Consider the following 24,210-nt stretch of genomic DNA (forward strand, 5'->3'; position numbering starts at 1 on the left):
GTCGATATGAGCAGCTTCGACCTCAACCTCGCCCGGGTCTTCGTGCTGCTCTACGAGACCGGCAGTGTCACGGCCACCGCCGAGACCCTGCACGTCACCCAGCCCACCGTCAGCTACAGCCTGGGCAAACTCCGCCGCCACTTCGGCGACGAGCTCTTCCGCCGGACCGGCCGCGGCCTCACCCCCACCGCCGGCGCCCGCCGCTTGTACGAGCCGCTGCAGCGCGCCCTGGCCGACATCGACGGGGCGATCCGCCAGTCCGACGACTTCGACCCGGCGACCATGGGGGGCCGCTTCACCCTCTCCTTCTCCGACCTCGGTGAGGTGACCCTGCTGCCGCGCCTGGTGGCGGCGGCGCGCGAGCGCGCGCCCCGGGTGTCCTTCGCCGTCCGCTCCCTGGACGTGGACGACGCCGAGAGCCAGCTCCGCCGCGGCGAACTCGACGCCTTCGTGGCCACACCGGTGCTCACGTCCCACCGCACCGTGCGCATCCCGCTCTTCCACGAGCGCTACGTCGGCATGGTCGCCGCCGACCACCCCCGCGTCCGCGGCGCCTGCGTCACCCTGGCCGAACTCGCCGCCGAACACCACGCGTCGGTGTACGGGCCCAGCGGGCACGTCGTCCCACGATCGCTGCTGGCCACCCACGGACTGCTGGACCGGGTGGCCGTGGACGCCACCCGCTTCTCGGTGCTGCCGTATCTGCTGGAGCGGACCGATCTGATCGCGATCGTCCCCGAGTACGTCGGCGAGGTCTTCACCGCCTCGCATCGCCTGCGGCTGGTCCGTCTGCCGTTCGACACCGAGCCGATCGAGATCGCGCTCTACGCCCGGCACGAGGCGTCCCGCAGCCCCTCGCAGCGCTGGCTGGTCCACTTCATGGCCGAGGTCCTGGGCGAACTGGTCAGCCCCGCGCAACTGCCACCGACCGCCATCCGGTAGGGCGCTCTCTTCTGGCGGTGCGGCGGTGTCTCGCGCACCGTGGAGGGGAGATGGACCGTCCAGGCGGGCGCACGTTCCGCGAGAGAGGTGGGACAGGTGGACAGCAATGTCTCCGGGCCGAAGGTCGTGGTCGGTGTCGACGGCTCGCCGTCCTCGTACGCGGCACTGCGCTGGGCCGTGCGCTACGCGGACCTCGTCGGCGCCACCGTGGACGCCGTCACCGCGTGGGAGCTGCCCGGCCTTTACGGCTGGTCGGGGCCCGCCGTGGACATGGACGTCGACCGGGACGAGGCCCGGGACCGGATGCGGCAGGAGCTCACCGACGTACTCGGCGCGGACGCGGCCGGCTCGGTGCGGACCCACGTGGTGCACGGCAACCCCGCCGAGGTGCTGCTGCGGGCCGCCGAGGGAGCCGAGGCGCTGGTCGTCGGCAGCCGGGGCAGGGGCGGCTTCGCCCGGGCCCTGCTCGGCTCCGTCGGCCAGCACGTGACGCAGCACGCGACCTGCCCGGTCGTGCTGGTGCGCCCCGAGCCGCCGAAGCCCGAGCCGAAGTAGGCCCGGCCGGGGCACTCACTCCGTGGCGGCGCCCTGCCCGGCCACCGCGTCACGGCCGCCAGGCGGCAGGTCGAACCGTACGTCGACCACGCCCTCGACGGCCCTGATCAGGCGTGCGGCCACGGGGACCAGGGCGGTGTCGCGCACCCTGCCGACGAGCGTCACCACCCCGTCCTCGACCACCACGTGCAGGGACGAGGTCGGCGGCGGGAAAAGGTAGGACACGATCTCGCGCCGGACCTGCTCGGCGATGTCCTCGTCCCCGCGCAGGAAGACCTTGAGCAGGTCGGCGCGGCTCACCACGCCCTGCAGCAGTCCGAGTTCGTCGACCACCGGCAGCCTCTTCACCGCGGCCCGCGCCATCACCCGGGCGGCCTCGGCCAGGGTGGCGTCCGCCCGTACGGTCACGGCGGGCGAGGACATCAGGTCCCCGGCGCTGAGCGCGCCGGCCTTGGCCAGGTCGGCGGGGCGGCGCAGCCGCGTGTACTCCTCGGCGGGGTCGTCCCGGAGTTCCTCCGTGGGCAGCAGGTCGGCCTCGGAGACCACACCCACGACCCGGCCCTCGCCCTCGATCACCGGGAGGGCGCTGACCCGCCAGTCCTGCATCATCTCCACGATCTCCTTGAACGGGGCCCGGCGGCCGACGGCGGCGACCGTGTGCGTCATGACGTCGCTGACGATGTGCGGGGTGCCGTACATGGGGACTCCAAGAGGGGACTTGGCTTCGGCGGCGGGTTGAGCGGCGGATTCGCTGACGGGCCGCGTTCTAGGGCAGTCGCGGGTGCACCTCGAAGACCTCCCCCAGGCCCGTGAGGCGCAGCATGCGCAGGAAGCCCGTGCTGTCGTCGGCGACCAGCCGCAGCCGGCCCCGGCGGGCCAGCGTCCGGTTCCGTGTCCGGCACAGGACGCCCAGCCCGGCGCAGTCGATGAAGGTGGCCGGCCGCAGGTCGAGCACCAGATCGGGGCGCGGGCCCGCGGTGAGCGTGTCGAGCCGTTCCGCCAGCGCGTCCGCGGACAGCAGGTCGATCTCCCCGTTCAGGGCCACGACGGTCGCGCCGACGGCCTCGCGGAGCGCGGGGGCCGGGCTGGGCATCGTGTGGTTCTCGGACATGCAACGAGACAAACGCCTGCGGGGGTGTGCGCGGAAGGGCCGGACGGCCCCATCCCGGGGCCGACGGGACCCACGGGGTGCGGCACGGGGGCCGCGGGGTGCGTAACGGCGGCCGCGGGGCGTGTGCGCGGGGCCCGCGGGGCACGAAACAGGGCCCGGCGGGGGCGAAAGGCCCGGACGGGCGCCCTCCGGCCGGGGGCGAGGGCCGGTCGGCCCCATGCGCGGACCCCGCGCACCGCACAAGCTGGATACGTGGGGCACTTCCGGCAGCGTGCCGGAGTACGGCCGCCGCCCGCGCCCCGGCCGGACGCCCCGGTCCCGCGGCAGACCGAAGAGGTGAGGAGCGTCATGAAGGGCTATGTCTTCCACGGTCCCGGGCAGGCCTCCTGGCAGGACGTCCCGGACCCGGCGATCAAGGAGCCGACCGACGCGATCGTGCGGGTCGGTGCCGTCACCATCTGCGGGACGGACCTGCACATCCTCAAGGGAGACGTGCCCGAGGTACGCCCCGGCACGGTGCTCGGCCACGAGGCGGTCGGCGAGGTCGTCGAGGTCGGCAGCGACGTGAACACCGTGCGGCCCGGTGACCGGGTGCTGATCTCCTGCATCAGCTCCTGCGGCCGGTGCCGCTTCTGCCGGGACGGCTCGTACGGCCAGTGCCGCGGCGGCGGGGGCTGGATCCTCGGCCACCTGATCGACGGCACCCAGGCCGAGTACGTACGCGTGCCCTACGCCGACCTGTCCGTGCACCCGCTGCCCGGCGCCGTCCGCAGCGAGGACGCCGTACTGCTGGCGGACATCTTCCCGACCTCCTACGAGGTCGGCGTCCTCAACGGGCGGGTCCGTCCCGGTGACACCGTCGCCGTCGTCGGCGCCGGCCCCATCGGACTCGCGGCGGTCGTCACGGCACACCTGTTCTCGCCCGAACGGATCATCGCCGTCGACCTGGCACCGGCCCGGCTCGAGGCGGCCAGGCGGCTTGGCGCCGACGCGGTGGCCGACGTGCACGAGGCGCCCCGGCAACTGGTGTCCGACCTGACCGACGGGCTGGGCGCGGACGTGGTCATCGAGGCGGTCGGCGTCCCCGAGAGCTTCGAGCTGTGCACCGGCATGGTGCGCCCGGGCGGGCACGTGGCCAACATCGGCGTGCACGGCCGGCCGGCGACCCTGCACCTCGAGGACCTGTGGATCAGGAACGTGACCATCACCACCGGTCTGGTGGACACCTACTCCACCCCGACGCTGCTGCGGATGACCGCGGCCGGCCGGCTGCCGACCGGTCAACTGGTCACCCACACCTTCCCGTTGCAGCAGATGGAGGAGGCGTACGACATCTTCTCCCGGGCCGGCGAGACCGGCGCGCTCAAGGTGGTACTCGGCGGGGAGCAGCACGCGGAACTGGCCGTCCCCGCGGCCTGACCGAGAAGCGAGAAGGAGGCGAACGACCATGACCGGCAGGACAAGGGCGAGGACGGCGGCGGCCCCCTCCGCGGGAGCGGTGACGGACGCGCCCATGGAGGTGGACACCCGTACGGCGCTGGGCGACCTCGGCCGGCGGCTGGCCGCCCGACGGCTGCAGCTCGGCCTGACCCGGCGGCAGGCGGCGACCCGCGCCGGGATGGCGGCCAGCTATCTCAGGTACCTGGAGGAGCACCCCGGCGCCGCGCCGGGCACCGGTGCCCTGATGAACCTGGCCGAGGCGCTGGAGACCACCGTCACCGAACTCACCGGCGGTGGCGTCGACCTGCCGCCCGGCACCGGACGGGCCGGGCGCGCACCGGAGTTCACCAAGCTGCGCCCCAGCGAGTGCCGCACCCTGCTGGCCATGCACGGCGTGGGGCGGCTCGCGGTGCCCACCCCGTCGGGGCCGGTGATCGTGCCGGTCAACTACACAGTCGTGGACGGCGCGATCGTCTTCCGGACCGCGCGCGGCGCGACCCCCTCCCAGGCCGCGGGACTCCATGTGGCGTTCGAGGTGGACCGCATCGACGACGCGTTCAGCCAGGGCTGGAGCGTCCTGGTACGCGGGCCCGCCCGCGCGGTCACGGACCGGCATGAGCAGCTCAGGCTGGCCGAGCGGGCGTACAGCATGCCCTGGGCCGGGGGACCCCGGAGCGTGTGGGTGCGCATCGATCCCTTCACCATCACCGGACGCCGGATCACCGTGTGAGGCGGTCCGGCGCCGTGACCACGGGCTGTTCGCCGGGCGCGGGACGACGGAGCGACACCGCGGGGGATCGGTGCCGCTCCTGCGACCACTCTCGCCCAGGCCACGCCCCGTCCGTAGTGCCGATGGGCCCCGATGGGGGGCCACAGGTCCCTCGGCGTACGCGGCCGGCCGTGGTCCGGGCCGCTTCGGCCCCGGGAACGGGCCACTCGGCCCATCCCCCGGACGAGGCCGTGGCCGCACGCTGAAGGTGCCCCAGGAAGGGATCCGAGCCCCCGGGAGGACGCCATGAACGGCACTCCGACCGTCGTGAACGACGTGATGACCCGCACGGTCGTCGCCCTGCGCACCGGCGCGGTCTTCAAGGAGATCGTGCAGACGATGCGGGAGTGGCGAGTGAGCGCCCTCCCCGTGCTGGACGCCGACGGCCGGGTGGTGGGTGTGGTCTCCGAGGCCGATCTGCTGCCCAAGGAGGAGTACCGCGAGGGCGACCCGGACCGGTACGCGCAGGTGCAGGACCTCGCCGACCTCCGCAAGGCGGACGCGGTGACCGCGGCGGAGCTGATGACGGCCCCGGCCGTCACCGTGCCGCCCGAGGCCACCCTCGCCCACGCGGCGCGCGTGATGGCCCGCCGCCGGGTCAAGCGTCTGCCGGTCGTCGGCCAGGACGGAACCCTCAAGGGCGTCGTCAGCCGGTCCGACCTGCTGAAGGTGTTCCTCCGCGCCGACGAGGACATCGCCGAGGACGTCAAACGGGAGGTCGTCGTACGGCTGTTCGGCACCGTGGAGGCGCCGGTGCGGGTCGAGGTGCGCGACGGGGTGGTCACCCTCACCGGGCGCGTCCACGACGTCGTGCTCGTACCGCTCGCCACCCTGCTGGCACGGTCGGTGCCCGGTGTTGTCGACGTGCGCTGCGCCCTGACCGGACCGCGCCGCCACCCGCACGCCGGTCCGGACCTTCCGGAGCCGCGGCGGACGGCCCCCGCCTGACGGCGGCCTTCGGCAGGCGGAGCCGAGAGGAGGCCACCCCCGATGCCGGCGAAGTCACCCCGCACGAACAAGCCCCCCGTCAGGCTTTGGCGTTGGCGGCGCAACGCGCTGCGCAGGCACAGCGACGTCGTCGAGGCCTGGATCGTGCTCGGCATCTGGCTCCTGGTCTTCGTCGGCGGAGCCGTCGCGGGGCTGGTGGCGGCACGGACGGTGGACTCGGACTTCGCCGCGCGTCGGGCCCGCGCGCACCCGGTCGCCGCCGTGGTCACCGACGTCACGCCGGCGACGCCGCCCGCCACGAGCGGACGCGACGACGGCCGGGTGTGGGTCACCGTGCGCTGGACCGACGCGGTCGGCTCGGTGCACCAGGCCCAGGCCAAGGTGCTGCCGGGCGCCCCGGCAGGCACCCGGCTCACGGTGTGGACGGACAACGCCGACCGGGTGGTGGCGGAACCCCTGGGCAGGACGGAGGCGGCCCTCCAGGCGGCCCTGACCGGCATCCTCGTCGGCCCCCTCGCCGCCGGGGCGATCTGGGCCGGCGGCCGGCTGCTCCGAGCCGCCCTCGTACGCCGTCGCCTGACCGAATGGGACGAGGAGTGGAAACGCGTCGGCCCCGAGTGGCGCAACCTCAGCGGGGGGCGGGGGTGAGGGCGGGAGGAGAGGAGCGGGGGCTCAGGGACTGAGGGCCGGGGCCCGCTGCCGGGTTGTCGGGTCCGCCGCTCGGTCGTCGTCGGCTGTCGGGGGTGCCCACGTGGTGGTGACCGGGTCTGTTGCTGCCTTGGGGTCGAGTCCGTCGGAGGTGTGGGGTCCGGGGCCGCCGGCGGGCCGGGCGGGGTGGTCAGCCCGAGGCGAGCTCCGCTCGCTCGGTCGTCGTCGGTTGCCGGGGTGCCCACGCTGTGCGGCCCGGCCCCGCTGACTGCCTTGGGGCCAAGCCTGGGAGGGGTGGGGTCCGAGCCCGACTGACCGCCGGCGCGCCGGGCCCGGCGGTCAGTCCGGGGTCGCTCCCGCCGGTTGCCGCGTGGCCCCGCGCCGGGGGATCGAGTCCGCTACGCGTGGCGGGACCACGTACCCGAGTCGCCGGGAGCCGAGCGGGAGCCGCCCCGACCCTCGCCGCCGGGGCCTGTCGCCCCGTGTCGTGGGCGTCAGTCGTCGGCCGAGGTGAGGTGGCAGTCCACGCCCACCACGCCCTCGACGGCCCGGACCATGCCGACCGCCAGGGGGATGCGGGTCGCGTCGGTGACGCGGCCGGTCAGGGTGGCGACGCCGTCCGAGACCGTGATGTGCACGGGCTCGACCGGGGCCGGGAAGAGGACGTCGACGACGTCGCGCCGGATCTCGTCGGCGAGGTCGTCGTCCGGGCGCAGGAACACCTTGAGCAGGTCCGAGCGGCTGACGACGCCCTCGAGCACGCCCTCGGCGTTCACCACGGGCAGCCGCTTGACGTGCCGCATGGCCATGATCCGCGCCGCCTCGGCGAGCGTGGCGTCGGCGTGCACGGTGACGGCCGGGGCGCTCATCACCTCGTCCGCCGTCACCGCCCCTGCCTTGGCCAGGTCGGGCAGCCGGCGCAACTGGGTGCGCCGGTCCGGATCGCTGTCCCGGAACTCCTCCTTGGGCAGCAGATCGGCCTCGGAGACCAGGCCGATCACCCGGCCGTCGCCCTCCAGCACGGGCAGTGCGCTGACCTCCCACTGCTCCATGCGCTCGACGATGTCCTTGAACGGGGCCTTGCGGCCCACCGCGACGACGGCACGCGTCATGACGTCGTTCACCCGGTACGGGGTGCCTGGCATGGTGTCCTCCTCGCCGGGCCGGGTGCTCACACCAGGCCGCCGCTGCCGTAGGGGGCGTAGAGGTCGAGGAGCCGGATCCGGGACGCGTGCAGCCGCTGCGCGACCACCCGCCCGACCCAGACCGCGATCGCCCGGCCGAACTCCGGGTCCTCGGCACACATCTCCAGGACGGTCCCGGCGTCGAACTCCCAGGCCCGCACGGGGCTCAGCGCCTCGGCGCCCAACTGCCAGATGTGCGGCGGGAAGTGCCAGGACCAGCCGACCAGATCGCCGTGGCCGAGCGACTCGATGACGGCGGGACGGCGGCCGGGCACCCGCAGGTCCAGGGCCACGGTGCCGGTGCGCACGATCCAGAAGCGGTCGGCCCGCCGGCCCTCCTCGAACAGGCGGGTACCGCTCTCGAACGAGACCTCGCGGGCGGCCCGCATCAGGCGTTCACGGTGCTCGGCGGGCAAAGCCGCGTTCAAGGTGGTGGTGGCGGAGGTCATGGCACCGGCTCCCTTCATGGCGTCTGCTGCCAGCGTGGGCCACCCGGGCCCTTGGCACCACGGGCCGCTCGGGCCCGAACCGGGGGCCCTTCGGCCCCGACGTGAAGGCCTTGAAGGACGCGTGACGGGAAGGACGCATGACGGGCGGGAAGGACGCCATCCGCTTCTCGTGGATCCTGATTGCGCGGTGCACGGCCGCCAGCCGCTTCTCCGCGTCTCCAAGGAGTCCTTCCCGCTACCTCCAGCACACCACGGGAAACGTCCGTCCACCAGTAGTGTCCGTCGGCAGGCCCCCTTCAGCCACCTCAGCCCCTCCAGCCCCTCCTCAGTCCCCGGACAGGTCGAGGAGGACCTTGGAGGCGACGGTGCGGTCCCGGGCCGTGGCGAACGCGGCGGCGGACTGCTCCAGCGGGAAGACGTGGGTGACGGCGGGCTCCACGTGCAGGCCCTGGGCCAGCAGGGTCAGCGCCTCGTCGAACTCGGTGTCGAAGCGGAAGGCCCCGCGCAGCTCCAGCTCCCGGGTCACCGTGACATTGCCGAGCAGCCCGACCTCGCCCGGCGGCAGCAGCCCCAGCAGTACGACGGTGCCCCCGCGGCGCACCCGCTCCACGCAGGTGCGCAGCCCCGCCGGCGCGCCGGACGCCTCGACGGCGACGTCGAACTCACCGGACCAGGCCGGATCACCGGGCCGGTCCGCGCGTACCGTGGCGGTGGCGCCCATCGCCGCGGCGATCCGCAGCGGCTCCTCGTGCAGATCGCTGACGACGATCTCGGCGGCCCCGGCGTGCCGCAGGGCCGCCACGACCAGGCAGCCGATCGGCCCGGCGCCGGTGACCAGGACCCGCCTGCCCCGCACCTCGCCCGCCCGGCGCACGGCGTGCAGTGCCACCGACAGCGGCTCGGCGAGCACCGCGCGGCGCAGGCTCAGCCCGGGCGGCAGCGGCCGGACCTGGTCGGCGGGCACGCTGATGAGCTGGGCGAAGCCGCCCTGCACGTGCGGGGTGTGGGCGGCGCTGCCCAGGTAGCGGGTGTGGCCGCAGATGTTGCGCCGGCCGCGCGCGCACTCCTCGCAGGTGCCGCAGGGGGTGGCGGGATGGATCGCGACGGGAGTGCCCGGCGCAGGTCCGTCCGGTGCGCCGGTGCCGGGTCCGAGGTCCGCGACATGGCCTACCACCTCGTGCCCGAGCACCATCGGCTCGCGCAGCGCGAAGTCACCCACCCGGCCGCGGTGGTGGTAGTGCAGATCGGATCCGCAGATCCCGCCGAGGGTGACGGCGACCGCGATCTCACCCGGTCCGGGGCCGGTGAACGGCCGCTCCTCGATCCGCAGATCGCCGGCTCCGTGGACGACACAGGCTCGCATGGTCAGGGGCTCCTTCACGGTCACAGGACGGAGAGCATGCCGCCGTCGACGTACAGCAGCTGCCCGTTGACGAAGTCGGAGGCGGGGGAGGAGAGGAAGAGCAGGGCGCCGACGAGGTCCTCGACGGCGCCCCAGCGGCCGGCCGGGGTGCGTCCGCGCACCCAGGCGCTGAACTCCTCGTCGGCGACCAGCGCGGAGGTCAGCTCGGTGTCGAAGTAGCCGGGGCCGATGCCGTTGACCTGGATGCCGTGCGGCCCGAGGTCGGCGCACATGCCCTTGGTCAGCATCTTCAGGCCGCCCTTGGTGGCGGAGTACGGCGCGATGCCGGGGCGTACCACCTCGCTCTGCAGCGAGCAGATGTTGACGATCTTGCCGTGCCCCCGCGGCACCATGCGCCGGGCGACCTCGCGGCCGACCAGGAAGGCGCTGGTGAGGTTGGTGTCCAGCAGGCCGTGCCAGTCCTCGTCGGTGAAGTCGAGCAGGGGCGCGCGGCGCTGGGCCCCGGTGTTGTTCACCAGGATGCCGACGGGCCCCACCTCGTCCTCGATCCGGGCGACGGCGCCGGCGACCGCGGCGGAGTCGGTGACGTCGAAGGCCTCCGCGACGACCGCGTCCCCGAACTCCGCCGCCAGCTCCGCGCGAGCCGACTCCAGTGCCAAGGCGTCACGGCCGTTGAGGACGACCGTGCAGCCCGCCTCCAGCAGACCCCTGGCCAGTGCCTTGCCGATACCGCGGCTCGACCCGGTGACCAGGGCCACCTTGCCGGTGACGTCGAAAAGGGGGTGGCTCATGTGTGTCGTCCTCCTGGGTGCCCTCGACCGCTATCCAGCAGCAGCCATCATTTTCCCATTGAGTGGAAAGTCTGTCTGCTCAACGGAAAGCATCGTGGGCATGCGTGAGGATCAATGTCAACCACTGAGTGAAATATCCTTCCGCTCAGTGGAAATTTGGATACCTTGTCGCTGTGACCTCCAATGACTCCAGTGCCGTCCCGGCAGACGTCGTGGGCCGGGCGATCCGGCTGCTCGTCCTGGTCGGCGAGCACGCGCACGGCAGCACCCTGTCCGCGCTGGCCCGCGAGAGCGGTGTCCCCGTGAGCACCGCCCACCGGCTGCTCAACACGCTGCGCCGCGAGGGTCTGGTGGAGTTCGAGCCCGACGGCAAGCGCTACAAGCCGGGGCTGAGGCTGTTCCAGCTCGGCCAGCAGGCCGGGCAGGCCTACGGGTTCGCCGGCACCGCCCTGCCCGTCATGCAGCGCGTGACCCGGCAGACCGAGGAAGCCACCCTGATGTCGGTGCTCGACGGCACCCGGCACCTGTACGTGCACTACGTCGACGGCCCCCTCCCGGTCGGCGTGCGCAGCGAGCCGGGCCGGCACGGACCGCTGCACTGCACCGCCATGGGCAAGGTGCTCATGGCCTTCGCCCCCGACGAGGTGCGCGCCGACCTGCTGGACCGCGTCGAGCTCACTCCGCACGGGCCGAACAGCATCACCGACCGCGACGTCCTGCGTGCGGAGGTCGCCCGCGCCGCCGACCTCGGCTACGCCACCGTCGACGAGGAGCACCACGCCGGGCTGCGCGCCGTGGCCGTCCCGATCCTCCGCCCGGACGGCAGCCTCTTCGGTGCCCTCTCCACCGCCGCGCCCGCGTTCCGGCGCGGCGTGGACGACCTGGTCGCCCTCGTTCCCGTGCTGCGGTCGGCCGCCGCGGAGCTGGGTGTCCGCCTGCCCGCCCGCTGAGCCGGGCCGATCCGGCTCTGGACGGCGGCGAGGCCCCGGGTTAGCCTTCCTGTCCAGAGTTGGATTTCCAGTCCAGATTCCGGAGCGGATGCCGATGGACCACGTCATGGACAGCGCCGGGCCGGACCGCCGCACCGGTGCGGCGGCGTCCGCGGCCGCCGAGGCGGACGAACATCTCATCCGTGAGGCGGAGAAGATCGCCGTCGCACTCGGACGCATGTTCCCGGGCCTGTGTGAAGTGGTCCTGCACGACCTGCGCGACCCCCGGCACGCCATCCGGGCGATCGAGAACAGTCTCTCGGGCCGCCGGATCGGGGACTCCGCGACCGAGCTGGGCCTGGCCCGGATCGCCGACCCGGAGTACCCCGGCGTCATCCAGAACTACCCCAACCGGTTCCCCGACGGCCGCCCTGCGAAAAGCACCTCGATCGGCATCAAGAACAGCGCCGGCGACTACATCGCCGCCCTCTGCCTGAACCTCGACGTCTCCGTGCTCTCACCCGTCACGCTCGCCCTGTCCAACCTCGTCGCCACCGACACCGACCGCCGAGAACAGCCGCTGGAGACACTGCGCGACCGCAACGCCCGCGAGCTGCGCCGGGCGGTCGAGGCGCTCGCCGCCGAGCGCGGCGGCACACCGCGTTCGCTGAGCCGGGACGCCAAGAAGGCGCTCGTACGGCACCTGCACGCCGAGGGCCACTTCGACTCGCGCGACGCCGCCCGGACCATCGCCGACCTGCTCGGCGTGTCCCGCGCCACCGTCTACAACTACACCAGGTGAGAGGCCGCCCATGACCGCCGCGGACCGCCGTCCGCCGGTCGTACCCGGCCCTGCCGAAGAAGATGGACATCAGCCTGTGACCACCACCCCGCCCCCCGCTCCCGCCCGGACCCTGGCCGACCCCGACACACCGTTCGCCGTCGTCGACGCGCACCGGGTGCGGCGCAACATCGAGCGGGTCGCCCGGCGCGCCGACCGCCTCGGCGTCACCCTGCGCCCGCACGTCAAGACGGCCAAGAGCCTCGACGTCGCCGCGCTCCTGCACGACGGCACACCCGGCCCCGTCACCGTCTCCACCCTCGCCGAGGCCGAGGCGTTCGCCGACGGCGGCCACACCGACATCACCTACGCCGTCGGTATCGACCCGCACAAGCTGCCCCGGGTGATCGCCCTGCTCCGCCGCGGCGTCACCCTGCGCGTCCTGCTCGACAGCGCGGAACAGGCGTCGTCCGTGGCCGAAGCGGCCGGCGAGGCGGGCATCGCCGTCCCCGCCCAGATCGAGATCGACTGCGACGGCCACCGCGGCGGCCTGCGCCCCGACGCGCCGGGGCTCGTCGGCATCGGCCGCGTCCTGCACGACGCGGACTGCCTCGACGGGGTCCTGACCCACGCGGGCGAGTCCTACTTCGCCCACACCGCCGAGGAGCGGCGCCGGGCGGCGGAGCGGGAACGCGACGCCGCCGTCGCGGCGGCCCGGCGGCTGCGTGCCGCCGGCCTGCCCGTGCCCGTCGTCAGCGTCGGCTCCACCCCCACCGCCCACGCCGCCGAGGACCTCACCGGCGTCACCGAACTGCGCGCCGGGAACTACGTCTTCTTCGACCTCGTCATGGCCGGCCTCGGCGTCTGCGACCTGGACGACCTCGCCCTGTCGGTCGTCGTCACCGTCATCGGCCACCGCCCCGAGTACGGCTGGATCATCACCGACGGCGGCTGGATGGCCATGTCCCGGGACCGCGGCACCTCCGCCCAGCCCCAGGACCAGGGCTACGGCCTGGTCGCCGACCTCGACGGACGGCTCGTCCCCGGGCTCGTCATGACCGCCGCCAGCCAGGAGCACGGCACCCTCACCGCCCGCGACGGCGCCCGGCTGCCCGACCTGCCCATCGGCACCCGCCTGCGCGTCCTGCCCAACCACGCCTGCGCCACCGCCGCCCAGCACCACGGCTACCACGTCGTCGACGGCGCCCGGCCCGGCCACCCCGCGCCCGCGATCCAGGCGGTCTGGAACCGCGTCGCCGGCTGGTGACCCGCACCCCGCAGGCCGCCTCCACCGGCCACCGCCCCGCCCGTCATCCCCGCCCGCTCCTGCCCTAAGGAACCAGCATGGCCGCCGCATCACCCGTATCGTTCGACGACGTCCGGGCAGCCGCCGCACGCCTCCGCGGCATCGCCCACCGCACCCCCGTCCTCACCTCCCGCACGCTGAACTCGGCCGTCGGCGCCGAGGTGTTCATCAAGTGCGAGAACTTCCAGCGGGTAGGCGCCTTCAAGTTCCGCGGCGCCTACAATGCCGCCGCCCAGCTCTCGCCCGAGCAGCTCGCCAAGGGCATCGCCGCCTACTCCTCCGGCAACCACGCCCAGGCGACCGCGCTGGCCGCCCGTGAACTGGGTACCAGCGCCGTCATCCTGATGCCCGAGGACGCCCCCCGCTCCAAGCTGGCGGCCACCGCCGGATACGGCGCCGAGGTCGTCACCTACGACCGCTACGCCCAGGACCGCACCGCGCTCGGCGAGGCCCTGGCCGAGGACCGCGGCCTGGCCCTGATCCCGCCCTACGACCACCCCCACGTCATCGCCGGCCAGGGCACCGCGGCCCTCGAACTCCTCGAGGACACCGGGGCGCTCGACGCGCTCCTGGTGCCGGTCGGCGGCGGCGGCCTCATCGCCGGCAGCGCCACCGCGGCCAAGGCGCTGCACCCCGGCATCCGCGTGATCGGCGTGGAGCCCGAAGCGGGCGACGACACCAGGCTCTCGCTGGCCAGCGGCGCACGCGTCACCATCCCCGTGCCCCGCACCATCGCCGACGGCCAGGCCCTGGCCACGCCCGGCGAGATCACCTTTCCGATCAACCAGCGCCTCGTCGACGCCGTCTCCGTCGTCAGCGACGAGGAGATCGTCCACGCCATGCGGTTCGCCTTCGAACGCCTGAAGATCGTCCTCGAACCGAGCGGTGCGAGCGCCCTGGCGGCCCTGATGGCCGGGCGCGTCGACAACCCGCCGCGGCGGATCGGCGTCATCGCCTCCGGCGGCAACATCGACACCGAGAGGTTCGCCGGACTCATCGCCCGCTGACCCTGTGACTTCGCCCACCTGCTCTTGCCGCGGCGGCCGGGGCGTACCTACGTTCGGACGCATGTCCACCCATGAACCCATCATTCCTGGCGAACCGGACGAACCCGTCGCGGCGGGCAAACTTCCGGCGGACCGGCCCGGCACCGCCGAGCCGGTCGAGTTCACCGTCGACCTCAGCTCCCACGAGATGCTCCGGCGCACGCACACCGTGGCCGCCCTGGGCGCCGGCTGGGACCCCGTCGCGGCACTGCACGGCGAGCAGGCGGCGTACGACCTGCTGTACTCCGGCCTCGACGCCGAACAGCAGCGGCTGTACGAGGAACTGATCGCGGCCGGTGTGCTGCCCCGGCGCGGCGGCGGCGATGCTGCCGCTTGATCCGCAGGCCGACATCGGCCGTCGCGCCTGGGTGGCCTGCCCGAAGTGCGACGACCGCCGCGGCTGCGCCACCTGCGAGCAGGGGCGCCCGTGCCGCGGGCACTGGCGCTACCTGCTCTCCAACACCGGCAGCCTGCTGCACCTGCAGTGCCCGTCCTGCCGCCACGTCTGGAACCACGAGACGCACTTCGGCGCCACCCGGTCCCAGATGTGACGCGGGCCGGGCCCCGCGGATCCGCTCAGCGGCTGCCCGTCCAGTTGTGGGCCACGTCGATGACCAGCCGGCCCGACACCTGCTGGACCCGGAACGGCAGCCGGGCCCGTACGCCGAGACCCACCTGCGTCTCGCCCTCGAAGCTGCCGGCGAACCGGGTGTCCCGGAAGGTGCGGTACCCGTGGACGTTCACGCCCGGCAGGGTGCGGCCCACCCGCCCCGGGTACGTGACCGCGCCGGTCGCCGGATCGTAGCTCGGTGCGCCGACATGGACGTCGAGCACGGCCCCGCCGCCGACCGGGATCGTGTGCCCGGTGGCGCTCTGCCGGAGCCGGTCGACGTACCGGACGTGGTAGCCGACGGCGCGGCCGCCGCCGGGCACGTCGAACACCATGCGGTCGTAGCAGTCGTGCCGGCCGGTCCTGATGTTCTTCAGCGGCACCGCCCCGGTGGCCGTACCGCCCTTGGCTCCGCTGCCCCAGCCGGTCGGACAGGCCGTGGCCCGCGCGGCGGCCGCCGGAACCGCGTCCGCGGCCGTCGCCACGCCGCCCAGTCCGGCACCCGCCAGGACGAGAGCTGTCGCTATTACCCCTGTTCTCCGCATGATGTCCCCCTTGGTCACGCCATGCTGTTATGAGATGAGACATGCGGGTATGGCAAATGGTTGCACCCGGGGAGGGGGAAACCGCGCGCGTCCGCCGAGGGGTCAGGACAGCGGTGGCGCCCGGTGCGGGGCGGTGGGCAGCGCGAGGTGCGCGAGGTCGCCCGGCGGCGGTGTCGTCACCGGCCACAGGGGAGCGGCCTCGCCGTCGGCGAGCGCGGCGGGAGCGTCGGTGAGGTTCATGCGCTCGCGCAGCCGCCCGTAGAAGTCCATCGGGCCCAGCCGGACCGCCTTGAGCCGGCGGGGAGCGGCGTACACACCGATCCAGTCCCCGGGATTCAGCACGCCGCGCACCTGGCCGTCGATGCTGACGGCGGCCGCCCCGGATCGTTCCAGCACGCGCAGCGCGATGGGCTCGTCCGGGGCGGCCACGACCGAGCGGTTGAACGCCATGTGCGGGGCGACCGGAGTGAAGATCAGACCCTCCGCGCGGGGCGAGACCACCGGGCCGCCCGCGGCGAAGCTGTACGCCGTCGAGCCCGTGGGCGTGGCCACCAGCAGCGCGTCGGCGGAGTAGGCCGCGAGCAGCCGGCCGGCGAGATAGACGCCCACCGACACCTGCCGGTCCCGGGTCAGCTTCTCCAGCACCACGTCGTTCAGCGCCATGACGTTCAGGGCGACGCCCCAGTCGTCACCGATCTCGCACTCCGCGCGCACCCGGGGCGGCGGCAGCATGGGACCGCGGCCGTAGCGCACCAGCGCCTCCATGTGCTCCGGCACCTCCAGCCGGCACGACGCGCGCAGGGTGAGCAGCATCCGGTTCTCGACCGTGATCCGCTCCTCCCGTACGGCGTCCAGCGCGGCGCGCACCGCCGGGGCGGGCACCTCCGTCAGGAAGCCCACCCGCCCGAGGTCGACGCCCAGTACCAGGGCGTCGTTCTCGGCCGCCAGCCGGGCACCGCGCAGGAACGTCCCGTCGCCGCCCAGAGTGACGATCAGGTCCGGATCGCCGGCCGCGTCCATCTCCTCACGGGCGCTGTGCCGCTCGCCCTCCTGCCACACGTCGATGTCGGCACAGGCCACCGCGTACTCGACGCACCACTCACGCAGGGTACGGGCGGCGGCCACGGCCTCCGCCCGTCCGCCGTGCACGACCAGGCCGACACGGTTCACCGTCATAGCCGCCTCCCAGCCGGTTCGCCCAGGAGTCCATCCTCGCCGGGAAACCCGGCGGGCACCTCCCGCGCCACCCGGCCGCGGCCCGCCCATCCCGGGCGCGGCCCTGATCGCGCGTCCGGCCGAGCGGCTCCCGTGCCGGGTTCCGTGCCGATACGACCCCGTTACCGTCACCGCCGTGTCACAGGTGAAGCGCCGTGGAACCCCTGGTCAGGCGGCTCTGTCTGGGTGGGTGAGCACCGGCGCCGAGCCGGTCGACCTGAGCACTTCGAACCATCGGGGGATCCCATGCCGTACCGCGACACCGTCCGAGTCACCACATCCGCCGCTGCCGTGATCGCGGCCGCCCTGTCGCTGACGGCATGCCAGTCCGGCGGCGACGAGCCGGCGGCCGGGGCCTCCCGGACACCGGCCACCACCGCGGCTTCCCCCGCTGCCTCCGCCCCCGCCGCCTCCGCCCCCACGAGCCCGGCCCCCGCGGCCTCCCGGCCCGCCGGCGGCGGTACCCCGACCGCCACTGCGGCCCCCGCCTCGCCGGTGTCCCGCACCTCGGCGAAGCCCGCGCCGCCGTGCCCGGCGACGGCCCTGAAGACCAGGGCGTACCAGGCCGCCGACCGCCCGGACGGCACGGGCACCGGTGCGGCGGTCGTGGAGTTCACCAACGTCTCCGGCGGGTCCTGCGTGCTGCGGGGCCACCCCTCGGTGGCCGGGGCGGGCAACGGTTCGCCCGAGCACAACACCCCGCTGTCGGTCACCCCGCAGGGCACCGCGTCGAGCGTGCGGCTCACGCCGGGCGGCAAGGCGTGGGTGAAGCTGACCTTCGTACAGGTGCAGGGCGAGGGCGACGGCTATTGCGCCTCCGGTGCGAAGCCCGCCGCCTACCCGACGCTGGTGGTCGGCCTGCCCGGCGCGGGGGCGCATCAGGTGGCTCTGGACGATGGTGTGTTCGCCGAGTGCGACAACAAGGTCACGGCGACCGCGGTGGCGTCCGTCAAGCCGGTCTGACCCGCGTCCCCCGCGGCACGGCCGAGGACGAGGACGACCGACGCGGGGACGGGCCGCGGCCGCCGGTTCCGTACCCTGGCGGCATGCGCATGCGCCCCACCCTGAGCTGGACCCCCGCGGAGGACCTGCCGCCGGGGACCACGGACCTGGAGCCGGTAGCCGAGGCGCTGAGCATCGGCGGTGTGCTGGTGCTCAGCGGGGCCGGCATCTCCACGGAATCGGGCATCCCCGACTACCGGGGTGAGGGCGGAAGCCTGAGCCGGCACACCCCGATGACCTACCAGGAGTTCACCGCCGACGCACTGGCCAGGCGCCGGTACTGGGCGCGCAGCCACCTCGGCTGGCGCACCTTCGGCCGCGCGCGGCCCAACGCCGGACACCGGGCCGTGGCCGCTTTCGAACGGCACGGCCTGCTCTCTGGCGTGATCACCCAGAACGTCGACCGCCTGCACCAGGCCGCCGGCACCGAGGACGTCGTGGAACTCCACGGCAGCCTGGACCGGGTCGTCTGCCTCTCCTGCGGCGTCTTCAGCCCGCGCCGCGAACTCGCCCGGCGCCTGGAGGAGGCCAACCCGGGCTTCGATCCGGTGGCCGCGGGCATCAACCCGGACGGAGACGCCGACCTGACCGACGACCAGGTCGGCGACTTCCGTGTCCTGCCCTGCACGGTCTGCGGCGGCATCCTCAAGCCCGACGTCGTGTTCTTCGGCGAGGCCGTTCCGCCGCAGCGGGTCGAGCACTGCCGCACCCTGGTCCGCCAGGCCTCCTCGCTGCTGGTCCTCGGCTCCTCCCTGACGGTGATGTCCGGCCTCCGGTTCGTCCGTCAGGCGGCAGAGTCCGAGAAGCCGGTGGTGATCATCAACCAGGCCCCCACCCGAGGCGACCGCCACGCCCTCACCCGCGTCGCGCTCCCCCTGGGAGCAGCCCTCACCACGGTGGCCGGCCGACTGGGCGTCGCCGTCGTCGACGGGCAGCCCGAGGACCTGGCCAGGCCCTGAGCGAGCGGAGCGGCGACACAGGGCGGGACCCTTCCGTCAGCCGCCCCGCGTCGAAGCGCGGTCGTTCCGCGGCGTGGCTGACGGAGCGGTCCCGCACGGCAGTGACCCGACCGGGTGGTACCCGTGTGGGGGCCCGGCCAGTACCTGTATCGGCAGACCCCACCCCTTGGCCCGCTGTTTCCTCGGTATCGGCGGCGGTCGGGCCCACCCGCCGCGGGGAGAGCGACGACGTCGACCGGCCGGCGCACGTCACCGCCGCCGAGTACGGGGGCCGGCGCCACAGCACCCGCAGTGCTTGACGGGCGCGTCCCCACCCTCGGGCCGCCTCGGCACCGGATTGCGCTGGGGGCTCTAGAAAGCGCGGGCCGCCGTGGTGGACACGGCGGTCCGGGCCGCCCGTTCCACCAGCGAGACGCCGTCCTTCATCGTCTTGTTGCCGTCCGACAGGACCGCGACGAGGTAGTGGTGTCCGCCCGCCGTGATCCGGCCGACGCTGTTGACGTCCCACAGGTCGGTCGTGTCGCGCTGCAGCCAGCCGTTCTTCAGGGCCCGCCCGGAGCGGCCGGCAGCCGAGACGCCCCAGGACTGGTCGTCGGCGACATGGCTCATCAGCGTGCGGATGTAGGCGCGGGACGCGGCGCCGAGCGCCGGTCGGGAACCGGTCTTCGTGGCCTGCCCGGTGTCGAACACCGCGCGCAGCAGCCGTATCTGGTCGGCGGACGTGGTCCGGGTCAGGCCCCACTTGCCGCCGGGGCCGCCCTGGGTCTCGGTCAGTCCCAGCCGCTTGTTCGCCGCCTTGAGGCCCGGCGCGAGTCCGATGCGCCGCCACAGGGCGTTCGCCGCCGCGTTGTCGCTGTGCTCGATCATCTTCTTGGTCTGCGCGCGCTCCTGGACGGTCAGGGCGCGCCCCGAGTCCTGTGCCTCGAGCAGCAGCGCGGCGAGGATGTCGACCTTGATGATGCTGGCCGTGTCGTAGGGGGTGTCCTCGCCGAACACGGTGGGCGCGTGGCCCGGGCGGTCCAGGTCGAGGACCGCGGCGGTCACCCGTGCCTTGCCGTGCGCCCCGACCGACGCGGGGAAGTCCGCCGGGCCGGCGGCGGCCCGCGCGGCAGTGGGGGCCGCCGCGGCGGCGGACGCCACAAGCGTCGCCGCGGCCGCCGCGAGCGCGCCGCAGGCGGCCGCGCGCTTGCCCGGGCGCGGGAAGGGGGAGGTTCGGAACGGCATGGTGGCAGGCCTCGGCGGTGCGGGGGACAGGGACACGGACTTGCGAACGTAGCCAGAACACCCGCTCTGTGAAGTGACCGCTGCCACGAAAAGGCCCCTTCAGGGCGATATGTGAGCAGAGCAACAGATCCCGGTGGGCGCAGAATGAGACCACGGAGGCATGACAGTTCCGGGAGGCGTCATGAGCACATCAGGCGAGTCCAGGGTGTCCGGGCTGGAGGTCCGGTCCATCGACTACGTGCCCCTGAACGAGCGGCACGGCAGGCTCTGGCACCTGGGCCCGCTGTGGTTCATGTCCAACGCGCAGATCGCCACCCTGGCGGTGGGGCTGATCAGCATCACCGGGGGCGGCAACCTGCTCTGGTCGCTGCTGGCCATCGTCGCCGGCACCGTCATCGGCACCTTCTTCATGGCCTTCCACTCGGCCCAGGGCCCTCAACTCGGCCTGCCGCAGATGATCCAGTCGCGGCCCCAGTTCGGCTACGTCGGCGCCCTCCTGGTGTGGCTCTTCGCGTATGTGCAGTACGCGGGATTCAACGTCTTCAACAGCATCCTCGCCGCCGACGCCCTGCACACCACGCTGCACGGAGGCGTCAAACTGTGGGTGGTCGTGGTCACCGCGGTCGCGCTCGTCATCGCGCTGGTGGGCTACGACATCATCCACAAGGCCGAACGCCTCCTGACCTACGCCTTCCTCGTCGTCTTCGGCGTCTTCACCGTCGGCGTCCTGGTCACCCTGCACTACCCGGCGGGCTCCTTCGACCTCGGCGGCTTCCGGTGGACCCCGTTCCTCGCCCAGTTCGGCGTGGTCGCCGGCTACCAGATCAGCTGGGCCATCTACGTCTCGGACTACTCGCGCTACCTCCCGCCGGACGTGACGGTCCGCAAGACCTTCTACTGGACCTACTTCGGCTCCGCGCTCGGCGGCATCTGGCTGATGGTGCTCGGCGCACTGCTGGCCGCCTGGGCCGGCAAGGACTTCGAGACGATCCGGTCCATCAACGCCGCCGGTGACAAGGTGTTCGACGGGTTCGGCGCGATCGTGCTGCTCTTCGCCTCCCTGGGCCTGATCTCCGTCACCGCGCTGAACATGTACGGCGGTTCACTGACCCTCATCAGCGGCATGGACTCCTTCCGGCGGGTGCGGCCCACCCTGGGCGTACGGCTGCTGACCATCGGGCTGACCGCGGCGCTCTCGCTGGTCGGCGCGCTCGCCGCGACCGCCCACTTCCTCGAGAACTTCAACGACTTCCTGCTGCTGGTGCTCTACCTGTTCATCCCGTGGACCGCGGTGAACCTCATGGACTACTACGTCGTGCGCCGCGGCCACTACGCCATCGCCGAGATCTTCAACCCGCGGGGCATCTACGGCCGTTGGGGGTGGCACGGCATCATCGCCTACCTGGTCGGCTTCGCCGTCATGGTCCCGTTCTTCTCGGTCGGGAAGCTGTTCGTCGGCCCCGCCGCCGAGGCGCTCGGCGGAGCCGACATCTCGCTGTTCATCGGGCTGCCGGTCTCCGCGCTCCTGTACTGGTGGCTGACGCGCTCCATCGATGTGGAGGCCGAGACCCGCCTCGCCGAGGCCGAGGCGGAGGCCCTGGAGCAGGCGGCGCACGAACACCGCGAGCCCTGAGCGTCCGCACCCCTCGGGGCCGGGGGAGTCGCTCGCCGACGATTTATTAGCTGCGCGGCGCAGCGGAATCAAGGTATGTTTCTGCGCGACGCAGCAAATGTGCTGCGCAGTGTTCGCTGCGCGCCTTCCCGCGCCCACCCCTGAAGTCCGACTCCCTCCCGAGGAGACCTTCCATGCTCACCATCGCTGTCACCGGCGCTACCGGCGCCCAGGGCGGTGCCACCGCCCGCGCGCTGCTCGCGGCCGGACACCGCGTCCGCGCCCTCACCCGTGACCCGGCCGCACCGGCGGCCGAGGCCCTGCGCCGGCTCGGCGCGGACGTCCGCCGTGCCGACTTCGACGACCGTCCCTCCCTGGACGCCGCCCTCGCGGACGCAGACTCCCTCTTCGCGGTGACGACCCCGTTCGGCACGGACACCGCGACCGAGGTGCGCCAGGGCAGGACCCTGCTGGACGCGGCGGCGGACGCCCGCCTCGGGCACATCGTGTTCACCTCGGCGGCGCACGCCGACCGCCGCACAGGCATTCCGCACTACGACAGCAAGGCCGAGATCGAGCGTCACCTGCGGACGACGGGCGTTCCCTGGACGGTCGTCGCCCCGGCGGCCTTCATGGACAACTTCGCCTCCGGCTGGACGCTGGAGGGCCTGCGCGAGAACACCTTCGCCTGGCCCATGCCGGCCGACCGCCCCCTGACGCTCATCCCCGCCGAGGACATCGGCGCCTTCGCGTCCCTGACCCTGGTGCGTCGCGCCGAGTTCACCGGCCGCCGGATCGACATCGCCTCCGACGAACTCACCGCCGCCGGGATCGCCGCGGTCCTGACCAAGGTCACCGGCCTCCCGGTCGGGCACCACGAGGTGCCCCTGTCCCAGGTCCGCACCCGTTCGCACGACCTCGCGGCGATGTTCGGGTACTTCAGCACCACCGGCCTCGACGTCGACGTCACCGCCCTGCGCCGCGCCCACCCCGAGGTCGGCTGGCACACCTTCGCCGAGTGGTCCGCCGCCCAGGACTGGCCGGACCTGCTCGCCGCGCCCGCCCACGCCTCATGAGCGCAACCCTCACTCCTCGTGGGACGGCATCCAGTGGTGCTCGCAGAACCAGCGGCCGAACAGCGCACCCCCGTACACGACGAAGCCCACCCCGATCAGCCATGACTCGACCACCAGCACCGTCCCCACCGCACCGTAGTTCAGCGCGTTGGTGACGATGAGCGGGGTGAAGACGAGATACGAGAAGACGCGCAGCCCGGCCAGGCCGGCGACGGTGGCGATCGCGCCCGGCAGCAGGCGGCGCCAGTTGACCTGGCCGCCCAGCAGGAACCGCTGGCCCCACCAGAAGAACAGCACCCCGCTCAGCACGGACACCACGATCCGTGGCGTCCCGTGCAGCGCCGGGCGGGTCTGCACCTCCTGGTAGAGGTAGCCGGTCAGCACCACGAGCCAGGTCGTCTGCCGCCAGACCCGGTGCCAGGGGCCGGCCGTGAGACTCCAGACGCGCTCGTAGCCGTTCTGCACACTGCCGGCGAACGACACCCCGAACACGGCCAGCAGCACCAGGCTCAGCACGCTGGTGGTGCCGATGACCTTGCGCGGCGGACTGATGATGCCGGTGAGCGCGGCGGCGGACTGGCCGGACAGGCCCATGCCGTCGGTGAGCCACGAGGCGAAGCCGCCCCGGACCAGCGGATCGCCGGCGGCGACCACGATCAGCAGCGGGGCCAGCGTCACCAGGGCCAGCGTGGCGAACCCCATCGCCCGGTGCATCAGTTCCAGATCACGCCCGCGCCGGAACAGCGCGCGCACACCGATCCACTCCCACGCGCGGTGGAGGCCGCGCCGCCACTGCCTCACGGGTCCCTCCCGTGCTCGCCGCACCCGGGCTCGTCGCCGACGGCCGAACGCCGCCCCCTGGAGCGGGCGGCACCGGTCGAGCCCCTGGTGCCATGATCCGACGAAAGGTGCCGGTCCGCTCGGTCCCCCTCCGGTGGGCAGCACGCTCAGCTCCGGCTGCCGGGTCCCCGTCGCCGAGGGGAGTACACCCGGCCGGACGGTGCCGGGAGCCCTGGTCCCGGCCGGTCCGTGGGCATCGTCACCCGTGCGTCTGCCGCACCGTGGTGGTCACGCGCACGAGGGAGGGCCGGCGGGGGGTGGAGCCGAAACCGAAGCGCACGGGTGGTGCGACCGGCGTGAGCGCGCCCAGGTCCCGGCCCTCGAACGTGGCCGTCGCCGTGGTCAGCGCGCGCAGATCACGCGCCCCGTACCACTCGCGTCTGCCCCCGCCGGCGCTCCCGCGCGTGCGTACGCCCATCAGCAGGCGGGCGAGCGGATCCGTCACGGCGGTCCAGGCGGCCGACGCGGCGAGCGCCCCCGGGACGGCCCTCAGCAGCAGCCCCGTCGCTCCGCGCCGCCCGACGGTGAAACGCAGCCGGAGCAGCGGCTCGGCCTCGACGCTCCAGCAGCCATCGTCCGCACGCACCCGTACGGGCACGATCCGTACCTCGTCGAAGGTGTAGGTACTGCCGATGAACCGCGCCGTCCGCGGGGTGGGGGCCAGCAGCAGCCGGTGGCCGTCGGCCCGTTCGAGCATCACGTCGCTGAACGGGCCGAAGGGTGAGCGGACCCAGTGCCCCACCACCAGACGGGTGCCGGACGACGTCCCGACCCCCGCGATCCAGCCGTCGAAGCGCAGCGGAGCGGGCCGGGCCCGGTTCCGGGTGCGGCCGCTCATCGGCGCGGGCCGGGCGGGGGCGGCATC

27 protein-coding genes are annotated in these 24,210 nt (G+C 73.5%); 16 read left to right on the forward strand and 11 right to left on the reverse strand.

What is annotated here, in order from left to right; all coding sequences use genetic code 11:
• Positions 1–6 precede the first annotated feature (6 nt).
• A complete protein-coding gene (locus ACFVVO_RS23135) occupies positions 7–942 on the forward strand; it encodes a LysR substrate-binding domain-containing protein (protein ID WP_390057477.1) in 936 nt (311 codons plus the stop codon).
• A gap of 96 nt (positions 943–1,038) precedes the next feature.
• A complete protein-coding gene (locus ACFVVO_RS23140; protein WP_390057478.1) occupies positions 1,039–1,497 on the forward strand; it encodes a universal stress protein in 459 nt (152 codons plus the stop codon).
• A 15-nt stretch (positions 1,498–1,512) separates the two neighbouring features.
• Here the strand turns inward: ACFVVO_RS23140 and ACFVVO_RS23145 are convergent, their stop codons facing one another.
• The gene (locus ACFVVO_RS23145; RefSeq protein WP_390057479.1) at positions 1,513–2,196 is read right to left on the reverse strand and encodes a CBS domain-containing protein; all 684 of its coding nucleotides are present in this window, start codon (positions 2,194–2,196) and stop codon (positions 1,513–1,515) included.
• Between the two features lie 67 nt (positions 2,197–2,263).
• Entirely contained in the window at positions 2,264–2,608 is a 345-nt protein-coding gene (locus ACFVVO_RS23150) for an STAS domain-containing protein (RefSeq protein WP_390057480.1), read from the reverse strand.
• A 348-nt stretch (positions 2,609–2,956) separates the two neighbouring features.
• On the opposite strand from ACFVVO_RS23150, the gene ACFVVO_RS23155 reads away from it, so the two are divergent.
• From ACFVVO_RS23155 to ACFVVO_RS23170, 4 genes are all read left to right on the forward strand, one after another.
• Positions 2,957–4,027, forward strand: coding sequence for a zinc-dependent alcohol dehydrogenase family protein (locus ACFVVO_RS23155; RefSeq protein ID WP_390057481.1), 1,071 nt, complete (start codon positions 2,957–2,959; stop codon positions 4,025–4,027).
• A gap of 94 nt (positions 4,028–4,121) precedes the next feature.
• Positions 4,122–4,778 carry a helix-turn-helix domain-containing protein gene (locus tag ACFVVO_RS23160; protein ID WP_390057740.1) on the forward strand — a complete coding sequence of 219 codons (657 nt, stop codon included), beginning with the start codon at positions 4,122–4,124 and terminating at the stop codon, positions 4,776–4,778.
• A 285-nt stretch (positions 4,779–5,063) separates the two neighbouring features.
• Positions 5,064–5,765, forward strand: a complete 702-nt coding sequence (locus ACFVVO_RS23165; RefSeq protein WP_390057482.1) for a CBS domain-containing protein — start codon at positions 5,064–5,066, stop codon at positions 5,763–5,765.
• A gap of 42 nt (positions 5,766–5,807) precedes the next feature.
• Positions 5,808–6,413 carry a hypothetical protein gene (locus tag ACFVVO_RS23170; RefSeq protein WP_390057483.1) on the forward strand — a complete coding sequence of 202 codons (606 nt, stop codon included), beginning with the start codon at positions 5,808–5,810 and terminating at the stop codon, positions 6,411–6,413.
• A 494-nt stretch (positions 6,414–6,907) separates the two neighbouring features.
• Here ACFVVO_RS23170 and ACFVVO_RS23175 read toward each other — a convergent pair whose 3' ends face one another.
• From ACFVVO_RS23175 to ACFVVO_RS23190, 4 genes are all read right to left on the reverse strand, one after another.
• Positions 6,908–7,558, reverse strand: a complete 651-nt coding sequence (locus ACFVVO_RS23175; RefSeq protein WP_390057484.1) for a CBS domain-containing protein — start codon at positions 7,556–7,558, stop codon at positions 6,908–6,910.
• A 26-nt stretch (positions 7,559–7,584) separates the two neighbouring features.
• Positions 7,585–8,046 carry a cyclic nucleotide-binding domain-containing protein gene (locus tag ACFVVO_RS23180; protein ID WP_390057485.1) on the reverse strand — a complete coding sequence of 154 codons (462 nt, stop codon included), beginning with the start codon at positions 8,044–8,046 and terminating at the stop codon, positions 7,585–7,587.
• Positions 8,047–8,371: 325 nt separating this feature from the next.
• The gene (locus ACFVVO_RS23185; protein WP_390057486.1) at positions 8,372–9,409 is read right to left on the reverse strand and encodes an L-idonate 5-dehydrogenase; all 1,038 of its coding nucleotides are present in this window, start codon (positions 9,407–9,409) and stop codon (positions 8,372–8,374) included.
• Between the two features lie 20 nt (positions 9,410–9,429).
• A complete protein-coding gene (locus ACFVVO_RS23190; RefSeq protein WP_390057487.1) occupies positions 9,430–10,200 on the reverse strand; it encodes an SDR family oxidoreductase in 771 nt (256 codons plus the stop codon).
• Between the two features lie 173 nt (positions 10,201–10,373).
• Here ACFVVO_RS23190 and ACFVVO_RS23195 point away from each other — a divergent pair, with 173 nt between their 5' ends.
• From ACFVVO_RS23195 to ACFVVO_RS23220, 6 genes are all read left to right on the forward strand, one after another.
• Positions 10,374–11,150 carry an IclR family transcriptional regulator gene (locus ACFVVO_RS23195; RefSeq protein WP_390057488.1) on the forward strand — a complete coding sequence of 259 codons (777 nt, stop codon included), beginning with the start codon at positions 10,374–10,376 and terminating at the stop codon, positions 11,148–11,150.
• Positions 11,151–11,256: 106 nt separating this feature from the next.
• Positions 11,257–11,931 (forward strand): transcriptional regulator, encoded by a 675-nt coding sequence (locus tag ACFVVO_RS23200; RefSeq protein WP_390057489.1) that lies wholly within the window; start codon positions 11,257–11,259, stop codon positions 11,929–11,931.
• Between the two features lie 76 nt (positions 11,932–12,007).
• Complete coding sequence (locus ACFVVO_RS23205) at positions 12,008–13,177, forward strand: alanine racemase (RefSeq protein WP_390057490.1); 1,170 nt, start codon at positions 12,008–12,010, stop codon at positions 13,175–13,177.
• Between the two features lie 77 nt (positions 13,178–13,254).
• Positions 13,255–14,223: a threo-3-hydroxy-L-aspartate ammonia-lyase gene (locus tag ACFVVO_RS23210; RefSeq protein WP_390057491.1), complete on the forward strand. Its 969-nt coding sequence runs from the start codon at positions 13,255–13,257 to the stop codon at positions 14,221–14,223.
• Positions 14,224–14,284: 61 nt separating this feature from the next.
• Positions 14,285–14,599, forward strand: a complete 315-nt coding sequence (locus ACFVVO_RS23215) for a DUF6400 family protein (RefSeq protein ID WP_390057492.1) — start codon at positions 14,285–14,287, stop codon at positions 14,597–14,599.
• Positions 14,586–14,813 (forward strand): hypothetical protein, encoded by a 228-nt coding sequence (locus tag ACFVVO_RS23220; protein ID WP_390057493.1) that lies wholly within the window; start codon positions 14,586–14,588, stop codon positions 14,811–14,813. The genes ACFVVO_RS23215 and ACFVVO_RS23220 overlap by 14 nt, the downstream gene beginning before the upstream one ends.
• 25 nt (positions 14,814–14,838) lie before the next feature.
• Here ACFVVO_RS23220 and ACFVVO_RS23225 read toward each other — a convergent pair whose 3' ends face one another.
• Together ACFVVO_RS23225 and ACFVVO_RS23230 are read right to left on the reverse strand one after the other, a co-directional pair.
• Positions 14,839–15,417, reverse strand: coding sequence for a hypothetical protein (locus ACFVVO_RS23225; RefSeq protein ID WP_390057494.1), 579 nt, complete (start codon positions 15,415–15,417; stop codon positions 14,839–14,841).
• Between the two features lie 102 nt (positions 15,418–15,519).
• Positions 15,520–16,593: an NAD(+)/NADH kinase gene (locus ACFVVO_RS23230; RefSeq protein WP_390057495.1), complete on the reverse strand. Its 1,074-nt coding sequence runs from the start codon at positions 16,591–16,593 to the stop codon at positions 15,520–15,522.
• A gap of 285 nt (positions 16,594–16,878) precedes the next feature.
• Between ACFVVO_RS23230 and ACFVVO_RS23235 the strand changes: the two genes are divergently transcribed.
• The gene (locus ACFVVO_RS23235; protein ID WP_390057496.1) at positions 16,879–17,595 is read left to right on the forward strand and encodes a DUF4232 domain-containing protein; all 717 of its coding nucleotides are present in this window, start codon (positions 16,879–16,881) and stop codon (positions 17,593–17,595) included.
• A gap of 83 nt (positions 17,596–17,678) precedes the next feature.
• Positions 17,679–18,593 (forward strand): NAD-dependent protein deacetylase, encoded by a 915-nt coding sequence (locus tag ACFVVO_RS23240; protein ID WP_390057497.1) that lies wholly within the window; start codon positions 17,679–17,681, stop codon positions 18,591–18,593.
• Between the two features lie 351 nt (positions 18,594–18,944).
• Here the strand turns inward: ACFVVO_RS23240 and ACFVVO_RS23245 are convergent, their stop codons facing one another.
• A complete protein-coding gene (locus ACFVVO_RS23245; RefSeq protein ID WP_390057498.1) occupies positions 18,945–19,817 on the reverse strand; it encodes a serine hydrolase in 873 nt (290 codons plus the stop codon).
• A 181-nt stretch (positions 19,818–19,998) separates the two neighbouring features.
• Between ACFVVO_RS23245 and ACFVVO_RS23250 the strand changes: the two genes are divergently transcribed.
• Positions 19,999–21,450, forward strand: coding sequence for a purine-cytosine permease family protein (locus ACFVVO_RS23250; protein WP_390057499.1), 1,452 nt, complete (start codon positions 19,999–20,001; stop codon positions 21,448–21,450).
• Positions 21,451–21,623: 173 nt separating this feature from the next.
• Positions 21,624–22,505 (forward strand): NmrA/HSCARG family protein, encoded by an 882-nt coding sequence (locus ACFVVO_RS23255; RefSeq protein WP_390057500.1) that lies wholly within the window; start codon positions 21,624–21,626, stop codon positions 22,503–22,505.
• A gap of 9 nt (positions 22,506–22,514) precedes the next feature.
• On the opposite strand, the gene ACFVVO_RS23260 is transcribed toward ACFVVO_RS23255, so the two are convergent.
• Positions 22,515–23,306 carry a ribonuclease BN gene (locus tag ACFVVO_RS23260; RefSeq protein ID WP_390057501.1) on the reverse strand — a complete coding sequence of 264 codons (792 nt, stop codon included), beginning with the start codon at positions 23,304–23,306 and terminating at the stop codon, positions 22,515–22,517.
• Positions 23,307–23,544: 238 nt separating this feature from the next.
• The gene (locus ACFVVO_RS23265) at positions 23,545–24,183 is read right to left on the reverse strand and encodes a hypothetical protein (RefSeq protein WP_390057502.1); all 639 of its coding nucleotides are present in this window, start codon (positions 24,181–24,183) and stop codon (positions 23,545–23,547) included.
• Between the last annotated feature and the right edge of the window lie 27 nt (positions 24,184–24,210).

The sequence above is a fragment of the Streptomyces sp. NPDC058145 genome (assembly GCF_042884245.1).
GTDB lineage: Bacteria > Actinomycetota > Actinomycetes > Streptomycetales > Streptomycetaceae > Streptomyces.